The sequence below is a fragment of the Micromonospora sp. NPDC005806 genome (genome assembly GCF_042871425.1).
Lineage (GTDB): Bacteria > Actinomycetota > Actinomycetes > Mycobacteriales > Micromonosporaceae > Micromonospora.
The window spans coordinates 17,328-37,030 of record NZ_JBIAIL010000052.1; the positions used below are offsets into that span (position 1 = coordinate 17,328).

General features: G+C 73.7%; 20 protein-coding genes and 1 pseudogene. 8 read left to right on the plus strand and 13 right to left on the minus strand.

Translation table 11 applies throughout. The features are described from left to right. Positions 1-138: 138 nt before the first annotated feature. On the plus strand, positions 139-396 hold the full coding sequence (locus tag ACFYOS_RS32535) for a heavy-metal-associated domain-containing protein (RefSeq protein WP_387149921.1): 258 nt from the start codon (positions 139-141) through the stop codon (positions 394-396). Here ACFYOS_RS32535 and ACFYOS_RS32540 read toward each other — a convergent pair. The 5 genes and pseudogenes from ACFYOS_RS32540 to ACFYOS_RS32560 form a co-directional block, all read right to left on the minus strand. After that, complete coding sequence (locus tag ACFYOS_RS32540) at positions 393-3,392, minus strand: BTAD domain-containing putative transcriptional regulator (RefSeq protein WP_387149924.1); 3,000 nt, start codon at positions 3,390-3,392, stop codon at positions 393-395. The genes ACFYOS_RS32535 and ACFYOS_RS32540 overlap by 4 nt on opposite strands. Positions 3,393-3,406: 14 nt before the next feature. Beyond that, positions 3,407-4,822, minus strand: coding sequence for an RNA-guided endonuclease TnpB family protein (locus tag ACFYOS_RS32545; RefSeq protein ID WP_387149927.1), 1,416 nt, complete (start codon positions 4,820-4,822; stop codon positions 3,407-3,409). Then, positions 4,819-5,442: pseudogene (locus ACFYOS_RS32550) on the minus strand (IS607 family transposase). Before ACFYOS_RS32550 ends, ACFYOS_RS32545 begins: the two are co-directional and overlap by 4 nt. Positions 5,443-5,706: 264 nt before the next feature. After that, a complete protein-coding gene (locus tag ACFYOS_RS32555) occupies positions 5,707-6,777 on the minus strand; it encodes a flavin-containing monooxygenase (protein ID WP_387149930.1) in 1,071 nt (356 codons plus the stop codon). A gap of 23 nt (positions 6,778-6,800) precedes the next feature. After that, complete coding sequence (locus ACFYOS_RS32560; protein WP_387149933.1) at positions 6,801-6,998, minus strand: heavy-metal-associated domain-containing protein; 198 nt, start codon at positions 6,996-6,998, stop codon at positions 6,801-6,803. 217 nt (positions 6,999-7,215) lie between these two features. Here ACFYOS_RS32560 and ACFYOS_RS32565 point away from each other — a divergent pair, with 217 nt between their 5' ends. Both ACFYOS_RS32565 and ACFYOS_RS32570 read left to right on the plus strand, forming a co-directional pair. Continuing rightward, the gene (locus tag ACFYOS_RS32565) at positions 7,216-10,467 is read left to right on the plus strand and encodes a heavy metal translocating P-type ATPase (RefSeq protein ID WP_387149937.1); all 3,252 of its coding nucleotides are present in this window, start codon (positions 7,216-7,218) and stop codon (positions 10,465-10,467) included. A gap of 29 nt (positions 10,468-10,496) precedes the next feature. After that, complete coding sequence (locus tag ACFYOS_RS32570) at positions 10,497-11,132, plus strand: DJ-1/PfpI family protein (protein WP_387149940.1); 636 nt, start codon at positions 10,497-10,499, stop codon at positions 11,130-11,132. 94 nt (positions 11,133-11,226) lie between these two features. Here the strand turns inward: ACFYOS_RS32570 and ACFYOS_RS32575 are convergent, their stop codons facing one another. Then, positions 11,227-11,940, minus strand: a complete 714-nt coding sequence (locus ACFYOS_RS32575) for a spermidine synthase (protein ID WP_387149942.1) — start codon at positions 11,938-11,940, stop codon at positions 11,227-11,229. A 168-nt stretch (positions 11,941-12,108) separates the two neighbouring features. Here ACFYOS_RS32575 and ACFYOS_RS32580 point away from each other — a divergent pair, with 168 nt between their 5' ends. Next, positions 12,109-13,113: an alcohol dehydrogenase catalytic domain-containing protein gene (locus ACFYOS_RS32580; protein WP_387149976.1), complete on the plus strand. Its 1,005-nt coding sequence runs from the start codon at positions 12,109-12,111 to the stop codon at positions 13,111-13,113. 57 nt (positions 13,114-13,170) lie between these two features. On the opposite strand, the gene ACFYOS_RS32585 is transcribed toward ACFYOS_RS32580, so the two are convergent. The 6 genes from ACFYOS_RS32585 to ACFYOS_RS32610 form a co-directional block, all read right to left on the minus strand. After that, on the minus strand, positions 13,171-13,590 hold the full coding sequence (locus tag ACFYOS_RS32585) for a hypothetical protein (protein ID WP_387149945.1): 420 nt from the start codon (positions 13,588-13,590) through the stop codon (positions 13,171-13,173). Between the two features lie 35 nt (positions 13,591-13,625). Continuing rightward, the gene (locus ACFYOS_RS32590) at positions 13,626-14,234 is read right to left on the minus strand and encodes a class I SAM-dependent methyltransferase (RefSeq protein ID WP_387149948.1); all 609 of its coding nucleotides are present in this window, start codon (positions 14,232-14,234) and stop codon (positions 13,626-13,628) included. Continuing rightward, on the minus strand, positions 14,173-15,081 hold the full coding sequence (locus ACFYOS_RS32595; RefSeq protein WP_387149951.1) for a sulfite exporter TauE/SafE family protein: 909 nt from the start codon (positions 15,079-15,081) through the stop codon (positions 14,173-14,175). The genes ACFYOS_RS32590 and ACFYOS_RS32595 overlap by 62 nt, the downstream gene beginning before the upstream one ends. Then, a complete protein-coding gene (locus tag ACFYOS_RS32600) occupies positions 15,078-15,668 on the minus strand; it encodes a rhodanese-like domain-containing protein (RefSeq protein ID WP_387149954.1) in 591 nt (196 codons plus the stop codon). The genes ACFYOS_RS32595 and ACFYOS_RS32600 overlap by 4 nt, the downstream gene beginning before the upstream one ends. Positions 15,669-15,757: 89 nt before the next feature. After that, positions 15,758-17,158: a rhodanese-like domain-containing protein gene (locus ACFYOS_RS32605; RefSeq protein ID WP_387149957.1), complete on the minus strand. Its 1,401-nt coding sequence runs from the start codon at positions 17,156-17,158 to the stop codon at positions 15,758-15,760. Positions 17,159-17,285: 127 nt separating this feature from the next. Further along, positions 17,286-17,555 (minus strand): metal-sensitive transcriptional regulator, encoded by a 270-nt coding sequence (locus ACFYOS_RS32610; protein ID WP_387149960.1) that lies wholly within the window; start codon positions 17,553-17,555, stop codon positions 17,286-17,288. Positions 17,556-17,668: 113 nt separating this feature from the next. Here ACFYOS_RS32610 and ACFYOS_RS32615 point away from each other — a divergent pair, with 113 nt between their 5' ends. Both ACFYOS_RS32615 and ACFYOS_RS32620 read left to right on the plus strand, forming a co-directional pair. Further along, complete coding sequence (locus ACFYOS_RS32615; RefSeq protein WP_387149963.1) at positions 17,669-17,854, plus strand: hypothetical protein; 186 nt, start codon at positions 17,669-17,671, stop codon at positions 17,852-17,854. A 72-nt stretch (positions 17,855-17,926) separates the two neighbouring features. Then, the gene (locus ACFYOS_RS32620) at positions 17,927-18,325 is read left to right on the plus strand and encodes a DUF302 domain-containing protein (RefSeq protein WP_387149966.1); all 399 of its coding nucleotides are present in this window, start codon (positions 17,927-17,929) and stop codon (positions 18,323-18,325) included. Positions 18,326-18,365: 40 nt separating this feature from the next. Here ACFYOS_RS32620 and trxA read toward each other — a convergent pair whose 3' ends face one another. Further along, a complete protein-coding gene (trxA, locus tag ACFYOS_RS32625; protein WP_387149968.1) occupies positions 18,366-18,734 on the minus strand; it encodes a thioredoxin in 369 nt (122 codons plus the stop codon). A 166-nt stretch (positions 18,735-18,900) separates the two neighbouring features. On the opposite strand from trxA, the gene ACFYOS_RS32630 reads away from it, so the two are divergent. Together ACFYOS_RS32630 and ACFYOS_RS32635 are read left to right on the plus strand one after the other, a co-directional pair. Continuing rightward, a complete protein-coding gene (locus ACFYOS_RS32630) occupies positions 18,901-19,215 on the plus strand; it encodes a rhodanese-like domain-containing protein (protein ID WP_387149971.1) in 315 nt (104 codons plus the stop codon). Next, the gene (locus ACFYOS_RS32635; protein WP_387149973.1) at positions 19,212-19,583 is read left to right on the plus strand and encodes a rhodanese-like domain-containing protein; all 372 of its coding nucleotides are present in this window, start codon (positions 19,212-19,214) and stop codon (positions 19,581-19,583) included. Before ACFYOS_RS32630 ends, ACFYOS_RS32635 begins: the two co-directional genes overlap by 4 nt. Positions 19,584-19,703 lie beyond the last annotated feature (120 nt).

Consider the following 19,703-nt stretch of genomic DNA (forward strand, 5'->3'; position numbering starts at 1 on the left):
GCAACTCCTCGGTCAGGTGCGGATCTGTGACACGAGGAGAGTCGCCCGCCGCGCTGTCCGGACGCTGGCCGTCGATCACGTGAGGGCGGACAGCGAATGGACAGACCGCCGCCAGCGACCGCGATCAGGCTGGCGGGCATGGTGGAACAGAACGACCCGAGGGCACCCGCAGCGGACGCGACGCGGGTGTTGACGGTGGCCCTGCCGACCGGGATGTGCCGGCGGTGCGTCCGCGCGGTCAGCCGGCGGGTGAGCGACCTGCCCGGGGTGGTGTCGCTGGAGTTCGACGTGGACGCCGGCACGCTGCGCGTGGGCGGGGAGGTGGATCCGGCCGCGCTGCGCCGGGCCGGCCTGGCAGTCTGTCCGGGCGGCCCCGACTGCCGCCGCCTCCGTTAGCGGCCCGCCGCCAGGTCCGCGGCGGCCCGCCGGGCCGCGTCAGCTTCCTGCGGCCGCCCCGCGGCGGCCGCCGCGTCGGCCGCCAGCGTCCAGAGCCGGCGCCGCGCCCACGGGAACTCCCGCTCCTTGAGCAGGTCGACGGCTCGGCGGCACTCGTCCGCCGCGCTGACCGCGTCGCCGTCCGCGTACGCGATCCGGGCCCGGCCCCAGGCCGCCCAGGCCTGGCAGCGCGGGTTGCCGCTTCGCCGGGCGGTCTCGTCCGCGTCGGCGAGCATCGCCGGCACCCCGTCGACCTCGCCCCGGTCCAGCCGGGTGTGCGCGAGCTGCACGAGGGTGAACGCCAGCGAATGCGGGGAGGGGTTGCTCCTGGCCTCGGCCGCCGCTTCCTCGAGCGTGGCGATCGCCTCGTCGGGCCGGCCGGCCTCGCGCAACGCGACGCCCAGGTGCGCCAGGATCCCGGCGGGCAGCAGCCGGTCCCCGTCCTTCCGGGTGAACTCCAGGCTGCGCCGCCACTGCTCGGCGGACCGCTCGAAGGCGCCGGTCCGGAGGTCCAGCAGTCCTTCGACGTAACAGACCGTGCCATGCCACCAGGGGTCGTCGGTGTCGCCCCGCTCGCGACCGGCCTGCGCGACCATCGCCCGGTACCGGTCCGCGTCACCGTCGTACTGGCCCTCCCAGGCCACGACGAGCCGCGAGGTCGCGGTGTTGACCGGGTCGCCCAGGCGCTCGAACTCCGCCAGGCTCTCCCGCGCGGCGGCCCGGGTCTGCGCGGTGGGGTAGTAGACGCCCAGCAGGCCGATCCGCTGCAGGGCCGAGGCCCGGGCGGCGGGCGCGGTGTCGCCGGCGGCGAGCAGCGCGGTCAAGGCCCGGACTCCCTCGTACCGAGGGCCGTAGTTCCAGAACAGGAAGAGGGCGTCCGCCAGCCGCAGGCCGGCGTCCACCCCGTCGGTCCGCTCCAGGCAACGGTCGACGGCGGCCCGGAAGTTGTCGTGCTCCTCCGTCAGCCGCGCCCAGGCGTCGGCGTCGGTCCGCGCATGCGGGCCGTACCGCTCGGCCAGCTCGGTGAAATACCCGAGGTGCCGGTCGCGGGCGGTCTCCGTCTCGCCCACCTCGGCGAGGCGGGCGGCGGCGTACTCCCGGATCGTGACCAGCAGTCGGAACCGCCCGGTGGTCGGGTCCGGCACCACGAGGGACCGGTCGACCAGGCGGAAGAGCAGGTCAAGGACCTCCTCGGCCGCCAGACCGTCGAACGCGCAGACCTGCTCGGTGGCCGCCAGGTCCCAGCCACCGCGGAACACCGCCAGCCGGCGCAGCAGCCGCCGCTCCGCTTCGGACAGCAGGTCATGGCTCCAGTCGAGGGTGGCCCGCAACGTGCGGTGCCGGGCCTCGCCGGTCCGCGCCCCCGCAGTGAGCAGCGCGAACCGGTCGTGCAGGCGAGCCGCGATCTCCCCCGGCGGCAACGCCTTCACCCGCGCGGCCGCCAGCTCGATGGCCAGCGGCATGCCGTCGAGCTGCCGGCAGATGTCCGCCACCACCGGCGCCGTCGTCTCATCGAGGACGAACCCGGGGCGTACCGCCCGCGCGCGATCGACGAAGAGGGCCACCGCCGGGCTGTCGCCGAGTCGGGCGAGATCAGCCGGCCCGTCGGGTACGCCCAGCGGCGCCACCGCGAGCTGGGTCTCCCCGGGTACGGCCAGCGCCTCCCGGCTGGTGGTCAGCACAGTCACCGCCGGGCAGACCGCGACGAGTTGCTCGACCAGTTCCGCCGCCTCGTCAATGACGTGCTCGCAGTTGTCGACCACGACGAGCGAGCGGTCGGCGCCGAGCCAGGCGACCAACGCGGCGGTCGCGGTCGGGCCCGGCCCACCGGCGGCCACGCCGAGCTGGCCGGCGACCGCCTCGGGGAGGTCCGTCCCGCTCGGCAGGGCGGCCAGGCGGACCAGGTGCACCCGGTCGGCCAGGGCGTCGTCGGCGTGGCGCACCGCCTCCAGGGCGAGGGTGGTCTTGCCGACGCCGCCCGGTCCGGTCAGCGTCACCACCCGCGCCTCGCGCAGCCGGTCGAGCACGCGGTGCACGTCGTCCTGGCGGCCGATGACTGAGGCGAGCCGGCGCGGCAGGTCGCCGCGCTGCGGCGTCCGGGGGGCGGGCAGCGGCGCGGGTGCGGTCCGGGTCTGCGTCGCGGCGGGTCGGTCGGCCGGACCAGCCATGGGCGGGGCGGCCGGTGGTGTTGGGGCGGGCACCTGCTGCCGCAGGATCGCCTCGGCGAGCGCCTGGAGTTCGGGCGCCGGGTCGATGCCCAGCTCGTCGGCGAGGCGGTGCCGCAGCGCGTGGTACGCGGTGAGGGCGTCCGCCTGCCGCCCGCCCCGGTAGAGCGCCAGCATCAGCAGCCGGTGCAGCCGCTCGCGCAGCGGGTGGGCGGCGACCAGGCGTTCCAGGTCGGCGACCGCCTCGGCCTGCCGGCCGGCCTCCAGCAGCAGTTCCAGCCGGTCCTCCACCGCGCCCAGCCGCAGTTCCTCCAGGCGGGCGGCCTCGGCCAGCGCCCACTCGGCATCTCCGACGTCGGCCAGGGCCGGTCCCCGCCACAGCCGCAGCGCCTCGTCGAAGCACGCCAGCGCCGCGGCCGGCCCGTCGCCGGTGGTAACGCTGCGGGCCCGTTCCAGCAACCGTTCGAAGCGGTACGCGTCCACCGCGGCCGAGGCGACGGCGAGCTGGTAACCGGGGGCGCGGGTGACCAGCAGCTCGCCGCCCGCCCCCGTGGCCACCAGGGCCCGGCGCAGCTTGGACACCCGCAGCTGCAGCGCGTTCGTGGCGTCGGCCGGGGGCTGGTCGCCCCAGAGCGCGTCGGTCAGCGCGTCCGCGGAGACCACCCGGCCCGCGGCGAGGACCAGCCGGGCCAGCAGCGCGCGGACCGCCGGGGCGAGCGGCGTGGCGGGGCGGCCGGCCACCCGGAGTTCGACGGTGCCGAGCACCCCGAAGCTCACCAAGTCCCGGCTCATCGCACTGCTTCCTACTAGTTGCTCGTTGTTGAGCTGTTGGGATGGTTCGCTCTCCGCTCGGCTATTGCCGGGCTGGAGTCCTGGACCGGCAGTCTGGTCCGGTGGCGATCGGTCCTGTCCTGCAGGATCTGCTTCACCTTCTGATGTGGGGTGTGCAGGGCGACGTCGGGGTCGCCGGCTCGCTGCAGGATGTTGATCGCGGCGTTCACGTCGGCCTGCCACACCACCCCGCACCAGGTGCAGTGAAACCGGTCCCCACTACGGCGGCCGAACCGGCTGCAGCGGTGACAGGCTTGTGAGGTGTAGGCGGCGTTGACGGGAACGAGCGCAGAACCTCTACGCTCCGACACGCTTCTGAGCGCCTCCGCGGTGACTCCTTTGGTCCACGTGGCGAGACGCCGGTTGATGTTCTTAGGAAGCTTCTTGCGTGCGGCGATGCGTTTGGTGAGGTCTTCGGCGACCACGGTGGCGGCCTTGTCCACGACCCGGTGCACGGCGGTGAAGATCTCCGTACGCACCCGCGCGCGGTGTCGGGCGGCCTGCCGGTCACGCTTGACCGTGCCGAGGTTGTGGGCCTTGATTCGGTGTGCTTTCGCGTGGTCACCGCGCAGGGCGGCGGTGTTGGCGATTGAGCGCAGCTTCGCCCGACGGCGGTTACGTTCCTTCAACCGGTCCGACTCGGCGGTCAGGAGGACGCCGAGGTCGCAGCCGTGGGGGGTGCCGTCGGAGTCGGTGAGTGCTTCGGTGTAGCCCTTGTCGACACCGACCGTCGCATCGCCGCACGGCCGCTGTGACGACCGCATCTGCGACGCGTCGATCTGGTAGTGCACCTCGACCCGACCTTGGCGCAGGATCAGCCGCAGCGTGCCCGTCGGGGCGACGGTCGTGGACAGCGGGATCTTGACCATCTTGCGGCGTTCGAGGCCGGGAATGGACAGCCACAACCGGCTGCGCTCATCGGTGACGGTGTTGTACTTGTCGGCGCGCACGACGATCTGATCGTGCGTGCGGTTCTTACCGCGTTTCCAGTGCTTGCGCATCTGCCGAGCCAGGAACGGGTCCTCAGCCCACCGCTCAGCCTTCAACGCGGTGAACATCCGCTTGCGCTCGACCGGATCGTTGGTGCGCCGACCGATCGACCGCCGGACCTCGACCTTGGCCGCCGCCAGGTTCGCTGCGATGTCGGCCATCGCGTCGCGGACGGTTTCCTTCCACGCGTTCGCCAGCACACCGAACCGCACGTGCGTGCCGTCAGCCAGCCACCTGTCCCGCACCTGCCGGTCCCGCAACCCGGCCCCGACACCGCCGATCGAGCCGTAACGCTGCCACACCTCACTACGAACCCGACCCAACCGATGGGCCTGCTCCACCAGGGTGGCGTACTTACCCGGATTCAGACGGGCCGAGTAGGCGATACGGGTGACCTTCACTGATCATCCCCCACGGCCAGGTCCGCCCCTCTGAGTTCCTTCTCGTAGCGGCGCAGAGCATACTGCCGGCCCGAGAAGGCGCGTACGACCGCCTGCAAGTCCTCCACCACCAGTTCCTGCTGCGGGGACAGTGACTCCTGGTCGGCGACGACGATCTCGCAACCACTGCCCGCCGCCACGTGCTTCACCAGGGTCGAAGCCGAACCGGGCCAACCTGTTCTTGTGCGCCACCACCAGCGTCGCGGCCTCTCTTTGATCGACCCCCATCCATTAATGCAAGAACTTCTCACGGCGCAGGTCCAATCCCGCCGCCGACCTCACTGACCCACTCGCCCACGCCCTAGACCACGAGCGAGGCAGAACTGCTGCATCCCCGCCACCTGCAACCGCCAAATCCGACTTCTGACCCGGCAACGAGACACGGCAATACACCACAACCCTCCGCCGCCCGGCGTCGAAGCCCGGCTGCAACACCCTGCGCACATCGGAATCGTCGAAATACGGCTGACCCGACGGCAGACGACGGGCCACGATACGACCCTCCGCCTCCCACCGGCGCCAGTGCTCACCGAGCGACCCACCCGCCTGGCAAACTCACCGATCCGATACACGCTACCCACGACAGTCAATCGTCGACAGCCCTAGAAAGGAAGCAACCACAAGTCGCTGCTCCCGTCCGCTGCGGCGTCGGCCCTGGGGCCCGCCCCGATCGCCGGGTGGCTGCCCGGGCGGGCCCCGTGGTACGTCCAGATCAACCTCAGCCGACCCGGTCGAACGGGGGAGCGACCAGGCGTCCGACGTGCCGCCCGGTCGTCCGGCCGACACCCCGCAACGCGGCGCCGGAGCCGTCCGGCCGACACCCGTAATGTCCGCGCTGAGCCGGGTCAGGCCGGCACCGGTCGGAGCGGCGGCGTCAGCCGCCCCTGCTCCACCAGCCGGGCGGCCAGCACCTCGGCGTCCCGGCCGACCCAGCCCAGCACTGCCGAGCCGCGGGCGCGCTGCCAGGGCAGGCCGAGGAAGTACAGCCCCGGCCCGTCGGTCACGCCCTCGCGGTGCACCGGTGCCCCGGACGGGTCCAGCACCGGCACCTCCAGCCAGGGGTAGTGCGGGCGGAAGCCGGTGGCCCACACCACCGCGTCCACCCGCCGCCGGCCGCCGTCGGCCAGCAGCACCTCGTCGCCGTCGGCGTCGACGACCCGGCCGACCCGGTCCACCCGTCGCAGCAGCCCCGCGACATCGGTGCCGATGATCGGGTTCTGGGCGGCGATCCGGCGGCCCAGCCGGCTGTCGGTGCTCAGCCGCATGGTGCCCAGCCGGGAGAACCACCAGAAGATGTCCCGGCCCAGCCAGCGCTGCGGCAGCACCGGGCCGAGGGTCGGCGCGGCGAGCATCACCCGCCGGCCGTCGTCGGCGAGTTCGGCGGCGATCTGCACCGCGGTGTTCCCGCCGCCCGCGACCAGGACGTCCCGTCCCGGCATCTGGTCGGGCCGGCGGTACCGGCTGCTGTGCAGTTGCCCGACCCGCGGCGCGAGCTTCCGGGCCACCTCCGGGATCCGGGGTGTGTGGAACGCTCCGGCGGCGACGACCACGCGTTGGGCGTGCAGCGTGCCGGTCGACGTGTCGACGGTGAAGCCGCCCGCCGCGCCGGGGCGGACCGAGGTGACCCGGCAGCCGAGGCGGACCGGCAGGTCGAAGTGCGCGGCGTACCCGGCCAGGTAGTCGGCCACCTCGTCCTTGCCGGGGTGCCCGTCCGGGTCGCCGGGGAACGGCAGGCCCGGCAGCCCGTCGAAGCGGCGCGGGGTGAACAGGGTCAGCGAGTCCCAGCGCTGCCGCCAGGCGTCACCCACCCGGGCGTTCGCGTCGAGGATCGCGAAGGGCACGCCGGCGCGGCGCAGGTGGTGGCCGAGCGCGAGCCCCGCCTGACCGCCCCCGACGATCACGGTGTCCAGGTCCATCGGTCCGTCTCCCCGCGTACCGGTCAGGCGACCTGGTGGCCGGCTTCGCCGATGGCGGCCACCACGGCGGCCCGGTCGGCGTCGCCGTCGACCCGGACGGTACGGCTCGCCAGGTCCACCGCCACGGCGTGGACGCCGGCGACGAGGCCGACCTCCTCCCGGATCGCCTCGACGCAGCGGCCGCAGCTGATGTTCGGCACGGAGAGGACGAGCTGGTTCACGGTTCACTCCTTCGTTCGGCGGGCCGCCCCGTGGCGACCCGGTACCTCGAACCGTGCCGGGGAGCGCTGTCCGCGCCCTGTCGCGTACGTCGGGACGGGCCGACGGGTCGCGGACAGCGGGCGGACAGCGCTGGCCGGGAGCGTGGCGTCACCGGCCGGCGAGGGCGGCCGGACCAGCGAGGGCGCCTGCGACGCCCGGTACGAGAGGAGCAGTGCGATGACGACACCGACGGTCGTCTCCGGCACGCTGGACATCGGCGGGATGACCTGTGCGTCCTGTGTCCGGCGGGTGGAGCGGGCGCTGAGCCGGGTCGAGGGCGTGGCGCGGGCCGAGGTCAACCTGGCGACCGAGACGGCGACCGTGGTCTACGACCCGGCCCGGGTGACCCCGCCGGCGCTGACCGCGGCGGTGGAACGGGCCGGCTACACGGCCACGATCCACGCCGACGAGCCGGCTCGGCCGGGCGCCGCGCCGGAAGTCCCGGGGCCCGGTGCCGCGGACGAGGACGCCGAGCGGGCGCGGGCCGAGGAGCGGGAGGTCACCCGGCTCAAGCGGATCTGGCAGCTCACCCTGGCCACCGGTCTGGCCATGATGGTGCTGATGTATGTGCCGCTGTCCATCGACGCGATGGACTGGCTGATGCCGGCGCTGTTGGTCGTCGCGACCGTGGTGCAGTTCGGGGCGGGCCGGCCCTTCTACCGGGCGGCCTGGGCGGCGGCCCGGCACGGCGGCGTCAACATGCACACCCTGGTGGCCCTGGGCACCACGGTCGCGTACGCCTACAGTGCCTTCGTCACGCTCTGGCCGGCGGCGGCCGAACGGCTCGGCCTGCCGCTGCACGTCTACTTCGAGATCTCCGTGGTGGTCATCGCGCTGGTGCTGACCGGGCGCTGGATGGAGGCCCGGGCCCGACGGCAGACCGGTGCGGCGATCGGGGCGCTGCTCGGGCTGCGCCCGCGGACCGCCCGGGTGCTGCGCGACGGCATCGAGATCGAGGTGCCGGTGGACTCGGTCGTCGTCGGCGACCTGGTCCGGGTTCGCCCCGGCGAGAAGGTGCCGGTGGACGGCACGGTCACCGAGGGCGCCTCCACCGTGGACGAGAGCATGCTGACCGGCGAGAGCATGCCGGTGTCGAAGACGGCCGGCGACGTGGTCATCGGCTCGACCGTCAACCGGACCGGCTCGGTGGTGCTCCGGGCCACCGCGGTGGGCCAGGACACCACGCTCGCCCAGATCGTCCGCCTGGTCCTCGAGGCCCAGGGCGCCAAGGCGCCGATGCAGCGGCTGGTGGACACGGTCTCCGCCTGGTTCGTCCCGGCGGTGATCGGGCTGGCCCTGCTCACCTTCGCCGTCTGGGCGGTCGCCGGACCGGCCGACGGGCGGCTGACCCTCGGCATCGGCACCGCGATCGCGGTGCTCGTCATCGCCTGCCCCTGCGCGCTGGGCCTGGCCACTCCGACCGCGATCATGGTCGGCACGGGCAAGGCCGCTGAGCTGGGCATCCTCATCTCCGGGGGCGACGCGCTGGAGCAGGCCCGGCGGATCACCACCGTGGTACTGGACAAGACCGGCACGCTCACCCGCGGCCGTCCCGACGTCACCGCGGTGCACGCCGCCGACGGCGTCGACGCCGACCAGCTGCTGGCGTACGCGGCGGCGGCCGAGACCGGCTCGGAGCACCCGCTCGGCGAGGCGATCGTCCGGCACGCCCGCGCCCGCGACCTGGCCGTGCCGGCGGCGGACTGCTTCGAGGCGGTGCCCGGACACGGCGTCGAGGCGCGGGTCGACGGGCTCTCGGTGCTCATCGGCAACGCTGCCCTGATGCGCCGCCACGGCGTCGCCGTGGCCGCCCTGTCGGGCCGGGTCACCGACGTCGCCGCCGCCGGCGGCACCCCGGTGTACGTCGCGTTCGACGGCCGGCTCGCCGGCGTCGTCGGGGTCGCCGACACCGTGCGGCCCGAGTCCCGGGACGCGGTGGCCCAACTGCGGGCGCTCGGCCTGGAGGTGTGGATGCTGACCGGCGACAACCCGGTCACCGCCGAGGTGGTCGCCCGCGAGGTCGGCATCGCGCAGGTGATCGCCGACGTCCGGCCCGAGGAGAAGGCCGCCCGGGTGGCCGCCCTGCAGGAGCGCGGCGCGGTGGTGGCGATGGTCGGCGACGGGATCAACGACGCGCCGGCGCTGGCCCGCGCGGACCTGGGCATCGCCATCGGCACCGGCACCGACGTGGCGATCGCCGCCTCCGACATCACCCTGGTCGGCGGGGACCTGCGCGGCATCGTCACGGCGATCGCGCTGTCCCGGCGTACGGTCACCACGATCAAACAGGGGCTGGGCTGGGCGTTCGGCTACAACCTGCTGCTCATCCCGGTGGCCGCCGGCCTGCTCTACCCGGCCTGGGGCATCCTGCTGGACCCGTCACTGGCCGCCGCCGCAATGGCGATGAGCTCGGTCAGCGTGGTCACCAACGCGCTGCGGCTGCGCCGCTTCCGCCGGCCGGAGACCGCCGCCGCGCTGCGGCCCCGCCTGGGTGCCCGGATCGGCGAGTGGGCGTACCTGACCGGGGTGGCCGCGCTCGCGCTCGCCGTGGGCGCCGGCTTCACCGCGCTGAGCCGCACCGACGCCGCCGCGCGCGGCATGAACGGGGTGCTGGCCTGGACGCAGGGCACCGGCATGCCGATGCGACCGGCGATGAGCACCATGATGACCGCCGAGACGGAACCGGTGCACGCCGAGGACGCCGGGGTCCGGGTCGACGTCCGGCTGCCCGCCGCGGTGGTGCCCGGCCAACCCGCCACGCTGCGCATCCGGGTCACCGACGCGGAGAGCGGCCGGCCGGTCCGGGACGTGGGGCGCAGCCACGAGGCCTGGATGCACCTGATCGCCGTCCGCGACGACCTGGCCAGCTTCGCCCACGTCCACCCGCAGCCGACGGGCCGGCCCGGCGAGTTCGACGTGACGCTCACCTTCCCCACCCCCGGCCGGTACATCGTCAACACGGAGTTCCGGCGCAAGGGCGAGCTGACCGACGTGCTGGACCGGCACGACGTGGTGGTCGGCGACCCCGCGGAGGTCATCCACCAGCCGCCGGCGGTGTCCGGGCGGCAGCAGGTCGTCGACGGCGTGCGGGTGACCCTGGACGGAACCGCGAAGGTCGGCGGCAGCCGCTTCACCTACCGCTTCGCCGACACGGCCACCGGCCGGCCGCTGACCGGGCTGCGGCCGTACCTCGCCGCCGCCGGGCACGTGGTGATCATGTCGGCGGCGGGCGACAGCTTCGCCCACGAGCACGCCGAGACCGAGGACGCCGACGGCCGGCCCGTCTTCGCCCTGCCCGGCCAGACCTACGGGCCGGAGCTCGACCTGCACGTCGACTTCCCCCGCCCGGGCCGCTACCGGCTCTGGGGCCAGTTCCGCCTCGCCGACGGCCGGGTGATCACCGTCCCGTTCACCGTCGACGCCCGCTGACCGCCCGTCACTCCAGAAAGGACAACACCATGCAGATCGCCGTCCTCCTCTTCGACCGGTTCACCGCCCTCGACGCCGTCGGCCCGTACGAGGTGCTCGGCCGGCTCCCCGGTGCCCGTACCGTCTTCGTCGCCGACCGGACCGGCCCGGTCACCACCGACGTGGGCAGCCTCGCCCTGACCGCCACCGCCACCCTGGACGAGGTGACCCGTCCGGACGTGCTGGTGGTCCCCGGCGGCCCCGGGCAGATCGCCCGGATGACCGACGTCCGGCTGCTCGACTGGCTGCATGCCGTCGACGCCACCACCACCTGGACCACCTCGGTCTGCACGGGCTCGCTGCTGCTGGCCGCGGCCGGGCTGCTCGCCGGCCGCCGGGCCACCTCGCACTGGCTGGCCCTGGACCAGCTGCCCGCCTTCGGCGCGCGGCCGACCGCGGAGCGGGTCGTCGTGGACGGCAAGTACGTCACGGCGGCGGGCGTCTCCTCCGGCATCGACATGGCGCTCACCCTGGCCGGCCGGATCGCCGGGGACGGGGTGGCCCAGGCGCTCCAGCTCGGCATCGAGTACGATCCCCGCCCGCCGTACTCCGCCGGGTCCCCGCAGACCGCCCCGGCGCCGCTCGTCGCGGCCCTGCGGGCGAACCCCGAGCGGGTGCTGGGCTGAGGGTCACGTCCGGGTGGGCGCGCACTGGCCGACGCTCACCCGGACGGGATCCGGCTTCCGGGTCCGCGGCGCGCCCATGCCCCCCGGGCGCCGGTCAGCGCCGGGCCACGTAGACCGTGTTCGCGGCCTCGCGGCCCTGCAACGGGTTGGGAAAGCGGACCACGTGCGCCACCGAGGTCGGGAACACCTCGGTCAGCGTGCGCTGGAACGCCTGGTCGGGCGGGTCGTTCGACCAGAGGGCGAAGACGCCGTCCCGGTGCAGCAGGGCGGCGAGCCGGCGCAGCCCGTCGACGGTGTAGAAGGCGGCGTGGCTGGGGTGCAGCACCTGCCGGGGTGAATGGTCCACGTCGAGCAGCACCGCGTGGAACCGCCGTCCCGGCGACTCCGGGTCGAACCCGGCCCCGGTGGCGACCGCGGCGAAGAAGTCGGCCAGGACGAACCGGGTACGCGGGTCGGCGGCCAGCCCGGCGGCGAACGGCAGCAGGTCCCGGCGGTGCCAGTCGATCACGTCCTCGATCGCCTCGACCACCAGCAGCGAGCGCACCCGGGGATCCTCCAACGCGGTCCGCGCGGTATAGCCGAGGCCGAGCCCGCCCACCACCACGTCCAGGGACTCCCCGGTCAGCGGCGCCAGGCCGAGCCGGGCCAGCTCGATCTCCGCGACCGGGAAGAGACTGGACATCAGGAACTCGTCGTCGAGCTTCACCTCGTACACCTCGACGTCGAGCGAGGGGTCGCGGCGCCGGCGCAGGCTGATCTCGCCGATCGGGGTCTCCCGCCAGGCCAGTTCCTCGAATCGCGCGCCCACCCGGTGGTCCTCTCCGCCGATCCCGTCACGGGATGTTAACCGGCCCCTCGCCCCGCCGTCGGGCTCGTCCCTTTTTCCGGCAATTCCGTCGCAGCCCGCATCGCCCGGCCCGTCCCGGGTACGCCACGGGGTCGAGGACGTCGGAGGAAGGAGCCGAGCGTGGCGGAGATGCTGGCCGGACGGCTGCACCTGACCGAGCGGGCGCTGCGGATGGAGTCGGTGCCGGTGCCCGAGCCGGACCGCGGGCAGGTCCGGATCCGGGTCGCCGCCGCCGGGGTGTGCCTGTCCGACGTGCACCTGATCGACGGCACCCTCACCCCGATGTACCTGTCCGGGGACGTGGTGACCCTCGGTCACGAGGTCGCGGGCACGGTGGACGCGCTCGGCGCCGGGGTGCGGGGCTGGCAGCCCGGGCAGCGGGTGCTGCTCCAGGCGGGGGAGCGGGACCGATTCGGCTTCGTGCTCACCCGCGGCGTCGACTACGACGGTGGCTGGGCCGAGTATGCCCTGGCCCGCGAGGACACCCTGGTCCCCGTCCCGGACCTGCTCCCGTTCGAGCAGGCCTGCATCATCCCGGACGCCGTCTCCACACCGTGGGCGGCGGTGACCGACACCGCGCGGGTCCGGCCGGCGGAGGCGGTCGGGGTGTGGGGCGTCGGTGGCCTCGGCGCGCACGCGGTGCAGTTGCTGCTGCTGGTCGGCGCGGCACCGGTGATCGCCGTGGATCCGCTGCCGGCGGCCCGGGACCGGGCCCTTGCCCTCGGCGCGGACCTGGCCCTCGACCCGAAGGACGACGGGTTCAAGGACGCCATGCTGGAGCTGGTCGGCACGAAGGGGCTCGACGTGGCGCTCGACTTCGCCGGCGTCAACGCGGTCCGGGAGCAGGCCATGACCGTGCTCGGCCGACACGGCCGGCTGGTCCTGGCCGGCATCGCCAACCAGCCGATCAGCATTCCGTCGGACAGCCGGTTCAGCTACAACCGGCAGGCGGTGCTCGGCCACTACGGCTCCGAGGCCGAGCACGTCGGGCAGTTGGTGACCCTCACCGGGCTGGGCCGGCTCGACCTGTCCGCGTCGGTCAGCGACGTGCTGCCGCTGGCCGACGCGGCGGAGGCGGTGCGCCGGGTGCACGAGAAGCAGGGCAGCCCGATCCGCCTGATCCTGCGCCCGTGAGCCGTCTGAGCGCGGTCGGAACGCCGTTGGCGCGCGTCCGCGTGCGGGCGGCCGGACTCAGAGCGTCAGCGGCAGGAAACCGGAGATCGCCGCGGCGGCCAGGCAGACCAGTGCGAGCCAGCCCACGGCCCGCGCGGCGCGGGCGGACCCGCGGCGGCGGAGCAGGGCCATCGTGACGCCGGTGCCCAGGGCGGCCGCCACGCCGATCGGCACGAGCAGGACCAGCGAAGAGAAGGCGATCATGCCCTCGGGGCTGGTCCGTCCCGCCCAGAGCCCGAGTAGGCAGTACGCGACGCCGAGCCACGCCAGCAGCGTGAACGGCACCACGAACAGGAGCACGGCGTCCAGCCAGGGGCCCGGATCCTCCGGGACGTCGTGTTCCTCAGGCCAGTCGGCCTCGGCGAACGGCGGCGCCTCGCTGGCCGGGACGACCTCGTCGGGCACGGCGGACCGGAGCGCGGGCGGCTCGATGTCCATGTCCCGACGCTAGCCGGCCCGGCCGGCGGGGCGCATCAGTCGGCGGGCCGGGTGGCGACGACGACCGTGTCGAGGGCGTCGACAGTGCCGCCGTCGGTGCTGGGTACCGGGCGACGGGCGGTCTCCGCGCGCTGGATGTGCAGCCCGGCGAGCCCGTCGACGACCGTCTCCGGGGTGAGCAGGATCTTCGGGTCCTGCGGGCCGCCGGTGCCGCCGGTGAGGTTGGCGAGGTCGTGGCCGACGACGACGAGGGTGCCGCCGGGGCGCAGCGCCCGCCGGGCCGAGTCGAGCACCCTGGCCAGGTCTGCGGCGGGCAGGTGCAGGTAGCTGATCAGCACCAGGTCATAGCTGCCGGGCACGGGCCGGTACGCGGTCACGTCCGCGACCCGCCACTCGACCCCCACGCCCCGCTGCCCGGCCAGCTCGCGGCCCCACTCGACGGCCACCGACGAGAAGTCCACGGCCGTGACCCGCCAGCCCCGCTCGGCCAGCCAGACCGCGTTGCGTCCCTCGCCGGCCGCCAGGTCGAGCGCCGCGCCCGGGGCGATCCCGGCGGTCGACTCGACCACGAAGCGGTTGGGCTCAGCGCTCCACACCAGACCCGACGTGCTCGCGTACCGGGCGTCCCAGCCGCTGCTGTCCACTGTGCATCCTCCTCCGGCGGCCCCACACCGCCATCGTGACCGTACCGGTTGCGGCAACCGCTCCCAGCACAGCCAGCCCCAGTCCCATTCGTGGCGGCAGTTGCTGGGCGAGGACGAAGACGCCCATCACCACGACGAACCACCCGAACGCCTTGCGCAGCGCATCCGCGGGGATCTTCCCGGCGAGGCGGCCGCCGAGGAGGCTGCCGATGATGGCGGCAGCGGTCACCGCAAGCGCAAGGCCCCAGTTGATGCTCACGCTGGAGAGGTAGCCGGCCAGGCCGGCGAAGGACTTCATCGCGATGACCACCAGCGAGGTGCCGACCGCGACGGGCATCGGCAGGCCGCCGAGCAGGGCCAGGGCGGGCACCACCAGGAAGCCGCCGCCCGCGCCGACCAGTCCGGTGACCAGTCCGACCACGATCCCGTCGAGGATCACTCGGAACGCCGGCAGCTCGTGCGGCGCCGGCCGGCCCTCGGTGGCGCGCCGGCCCCGGATCATCGCGATCGCGGTGGCCAGCATCATGATCGCGAACCCGGTGAGCAGGAACCCGGCCGGGATGAACTCGGCCAACCGGCCGCCGGCGTACGCGCCGGTCATGCCGGCGAGGCCGAAGATCAGGCCGGTGCGCCAGCGGACCCGCCCGGCGCGGGCGTGCGGGAGCACGCCGACCGCGCTGGTGGCGCCGACGACGAGCAGGGAGGTGGCGATGGCCTCCTTCGCCGGGAGGTCGGCGACGTAGACCAGCAGCGGTACGGCGAGGATCGAGCCGCCGCCGCCGAGCAGCCCGAGGCTGACCCCGATCAGCACGGCCAGGCCGACGGTCAGCAGCAGGGACGCGGTCATGCCCGCCCCCCGCGCAGTTGGCCGACGATGGTGTCCAGGTCGCAGCTGGCGCCCCGGTTGTACGGCAGCTTGCTGAGCATCATGCCCATCGCGCAGGTGTTGGTGACGGCGGCGAAGGTGAGGCCGGCGCCGATGAAGCCGGCGACCCACTTCAGGCCCGGCACGGATACCGAGCCCAGGATGCTGAGCAGGACGATCGAGCCGGCGACCAGGCGGACCTGCCGCTCCAGGTCCCACCGGGGCGCACCCTGCTTGACCGGCGCGTTGGCCGCCTGCCAGGCGAGCATGCCGCCGTCGAGGACCTTCAGGTTCGGCAGGCCGACCCCGGCCAGGGCCTGCTCGGCCTGGGTGGCGCGGGCGCCCGAGCGGCAGATCAGCACCACGTCCTCGTCCAGGTGGTTGCACAGCTCCTCGCGGTGCTCCTTGAGCAGATCGAGGGGGACGTTGTAGGCGCCGGGGATGTGGATGGTCTCGAACTCGGCCGGGGTGCGCACGTCGAGCAGGCGTGGGGTGCGCCCGGAGTCGATCAGCTCGCGGAGGGTGGTGGCGTCCAGGGTGGCCGGACGGGTGCTCTCGGAAGTGCTCATTTCTCCTCGCTCGGGGACAAACCGCCGTGGCTGGCGGCAGGATGGGATGCGGCCGGCGCAGATCGCGCCGGCCGGAGCGCGGGTACGGGTCAGGCGTTGTCGGCCATGGCGACGCCCGCCGCCTCGGCCTGGTCGAACCTGTCGTCGATGGCGACGACCTCGCGGCCGGCGTTGGCGAGCAGCGACGCGGCGGCGGTGGCGCGGTACCCGGAGCCGCAGTGCACCCAGACCGCCCCGGCCGGTACGTCGGCGAGGCGCTTGGGCAGGGCGGGCAGCGGGATGTGCACGGCGCCCTCGACGTGGCCGGCGCGCCACTCGTTGGTCATCCGCACATCGAGGATGACGTCGAGGGCGGGCAGGCCGGCGGGGGTGTCGCCCGCGCGGGCCGCTGCGAGGGCCGGGAAGTCGGCCATCCGCAGCTCGCGGAGCTGCTCGGGCTCGGTGGCCCACTGCTCGGCCGCTCCGGCGGCCTGCGCGGCGGGCCGGTCGATGCCGATCCGGACCAGCTCACGCTGGGCGTCGGCGACCTGCTCCGGCGTCTCCGCGACCAGGGTGATCGGCGCGCCCCAGTCGATCAGCCAGCCGAGCCAGGTGGACATCGGACCGTCCAGGCCGAGGCTGACCGTGCCGGCCAGGTGCGAGGCCGCGTACGCCATGCGGTGGCGCAGGTCGACCACCCACTCGCCGGCGGCGATCCGGTCGCGGAGCTGGGCCGCGTCGGCCCGGGCGACGGGGGTGAGGTCGACCGGGGCCGGCCCGGCGTTGTTCGCCACGCCCATGTGGGCGTAGTACGCCGGGTAGGCGTCGAGACCGGCCAGGGTCTGGGTGACGAACTCGTCGGCGGCCAGCCGCAGCACCCCGTTCGCCTGCCTCTCCCGGCCGATGGTGGAGTCCGGGGCGTCGGCCTGGCTGGCCGAGCAGAAGCTGCCGAAGCCGTGCGTCGGCCACACCTGGGCTCCGTCGGGAAGCAGGTTGGCCAGGCGCTGCGCCGAGGCATGCTGGTGGTGGGCAAGCTCGTGGGCGTGCTCCTCGCCGAGCAGGTCGGTGCGTCCGGTCGTGCCGAACAGCAGCGAGCCGCCGGTGAAGACCCCAGCCGGCTGCCAGCCGCCGTCGATGGCCTCGTCGAGCACGTACGACAGGTGGTGGAAGGTGTGGCCCGGGGTGGCGACCACCCGGAGCCGCAGGGCGTCGGAGACCGGGACCACGTCGCCGTCGGTGACCGGCATCCGGTTGAAGCCGACCTCGTCGGCCGCCGCCACGAGGTAGTGGGCGCCGGTGATCCGGGCCAGTTCCAGGCCGCCGGAGACGTAGTCGTTGTGGATGTGGGTCTCCACCACGTGGGTGATCCGCACCGACTTGGCTCCCGCGAGGTACAGGATCCGGTCGATGTCGCGTTGCGGGTCGACCACGATCGCCACCTGGCCGTGGGAGGCCAGGTAGCTGCGGTCGCCGAGCGAGGACGTCGCGATGACGGACACCTCGATTGCCATGTGCCGTTCTCCTTCCATTCCCTACATACCCCCGGGGGTATATGGGAGACAGACTTCGGCCCGGGGTCACGGGCGCGGATTACCCACCCACGCCGCGCTTACGCGGCATGGGTGGCGAACTCCTCGGTCAGGCCAGGGCGAGGAAGAGCTTCTCCAGCTCCTCCTCGGTCATCTCCGGCTCCTCGCCCCGGTCTCGGGCGGTGCCGCAGTGGCGCATCCCCGATGCGATGATTTTGAAGCCGGCCCGGTCGATGGCCTTGGACACGGCGGCGAGCTGGGTCAGCGTCGCCCGGCAGTCCTCACCGTTCTCCATCATCTCGATGACGGCGTTGAGTTGGCCCCGGGCCCGCTTGAGCCGGGTCAGCGCCTCGCTGGTCATGGCGGGTTGCAGCTTCACGGCGTTACCTCCTGCGTTCAACATACCCCAGGGGGTACGGGCTTCGCCACTGGGTACCCCCCCGGGTATCCTCAACCTCGAGGGTCGCCGGCGAATTCCCGGCGTTTGGGGTAATGCCCGCGGCGACCACCCATTCCACCTCCGGGAGGTTCCATGGCTCCGATTTCGACTACGAGCAGAAGCCGAAGCCCAGCTTCCCGGTCCTCGACACGATGAAGCCGCGCTACGACATGTGGTTGCTCGAGCGCTACGGGCTGCCGGCGATGTACTGGCACGGGATGCTGCGCGGCCCGGCCTGAGCGCCGGGTCACCGAATCACCGGCGGCCGGCCCCGTCGGCAGGCCATCATCTCAACTGAGGGAGATCCGAACATGAGCTACGCCATGACCGTCCGCCTGTCCGCCGGGTTCGCCCCGACCCTCGAGCGCGTCCGGGCCGCCCTGAAGGACCAGGGCTTCGGGGTGCTGACCGAGATCGACATGCGGGCCACGCTCCGCGAGAAGCTCGGTGTCGAGCTCGCGGACTACGTCATCCTGGGGGCCTGCAACCCGCCCCTGGCGCACCGTGCGGTGCAGGCAGACCCGGCCATCGGCCTGCTCCTGCCGTGCAACGTCGTGGTCCGCGCCGAGGGGCCGGACTGCACGGTGGTGCAGGCCATGGATCCGCAGGTGATGGTGCAGCTCAGCGACGCGTCGGAGTTGCGGGCGGTCGCCGACGAGGCCGGCGCCCGGTTGCGGGCCGCGCTGGACGCCGTGTCGACCGACGCGTGACGGGGGTGCGGGCTGACGCTCGCACCCCCGCGCCGCCGGGTCAGCGGCCGGCCGCGCTGCTGGCCACCTTGGTCCGTACCTCGTCCACGTCGAGGTCGCGGACGGCCTGGATCACCCGCTCCAGCGCGGCGGCCGGCAGCGCGCCGGGCTGCGCGAAGACCAGGATGCCGTCCCGGAAGGCCATCAGGGTCGGGATGGAACGGATCTGGGCCGCCGCGGCCAGGCTCTGCTCCGCCTCGGTGTCGACCTTGCCGAACACGATGTCCGGGTGCTTCTCGCTGGCCTTCTCGAAGACCGGCGCGAAGCTGCGGCAGGGGCCGCACCAACTGGCCCAGAAGTCGACCAGGACGATCCCGTCCCGGCTCACGGTCTCCGCGAAGTTCGTTGCGGTCAGCGCCACGCTCGCCATGCCCCACCTCCGTGTCTCGATGGTTTCCCAGCGGCCACAACATACCCGCAGGGGTATTTCTTCCCAGTGCTTCGGCTCACACCGGATAGCGGGATGTCGATTCGATCGGGGCAGGTTATTGTCGACGTGGATACCCCCTGGGGTATAAGAAATCCGAGGAGGAAGCATGCGAGAGGTCGACCTGGCGGATTTCGCCGCCGCCCACGCCGACGGTGCCACGGTGGTGGACGTGCGGGAGCCGTTCGAGTACGTCGAGGGCCACGTGCCCGGCGCCCGGTCGGTGCCGCTGGCCCAGCTGCCCACGGTGGTTGGGGAGCTGCCCCGCAGCCGCCCGGTCTACGTCATCTGCGCCAGCGGCAACCGGAGCCTGGCCGCCGTGCAGTTCCTGGCCCGTGCCGGCATCGACGCCCGCTCGGTCAGTGGCGGCACCGGCGGGTGGATCCGCAGCGGCCGCCCCGCCGTGACCGGGGTGGACGCATGACGGTCGGCGGAAGGCTGAAGAGGCTCTTCGGCGCGCGCTACGCCACCGTCGGCCCCGAGCAGGCGGCCGCCCTGATGGCCGCCGGCGGGGTGCTGCTGGACGTGCGGGAGCCGGTCGAGTGGCGGGCCGGCCACGCGCCGCGGGCGCGGCACATCCCGCTCGGGCGGCTGGCGGACCGGATCGGTGAGTTGCCGCCGGACCGGCCTGTGGTCACCGTGTGTCGCTCCGGCGCGCGGTCGCGGCAGGCTGCCGCGCTGCTCGCCCGCGAACGCGGCCAGGTGCACAACCTGGCCGGCGGCATGCGGGCCTGGGTCGAGGCCGGGTTCGCCCTGCAGGCGAAGGGTGGCCGGCCCGGCCGGTTGAGCTGAGCTGGGCCGGTGGTCCCGGAAGGGCGGGACCTTCGGCTCGGAATATACCCCCCCGGGTATGCGCTATCGTGAGTGCATCGCCAGTCATCACTGCGAAGGAGTTCGGCACGATGTTGTTCA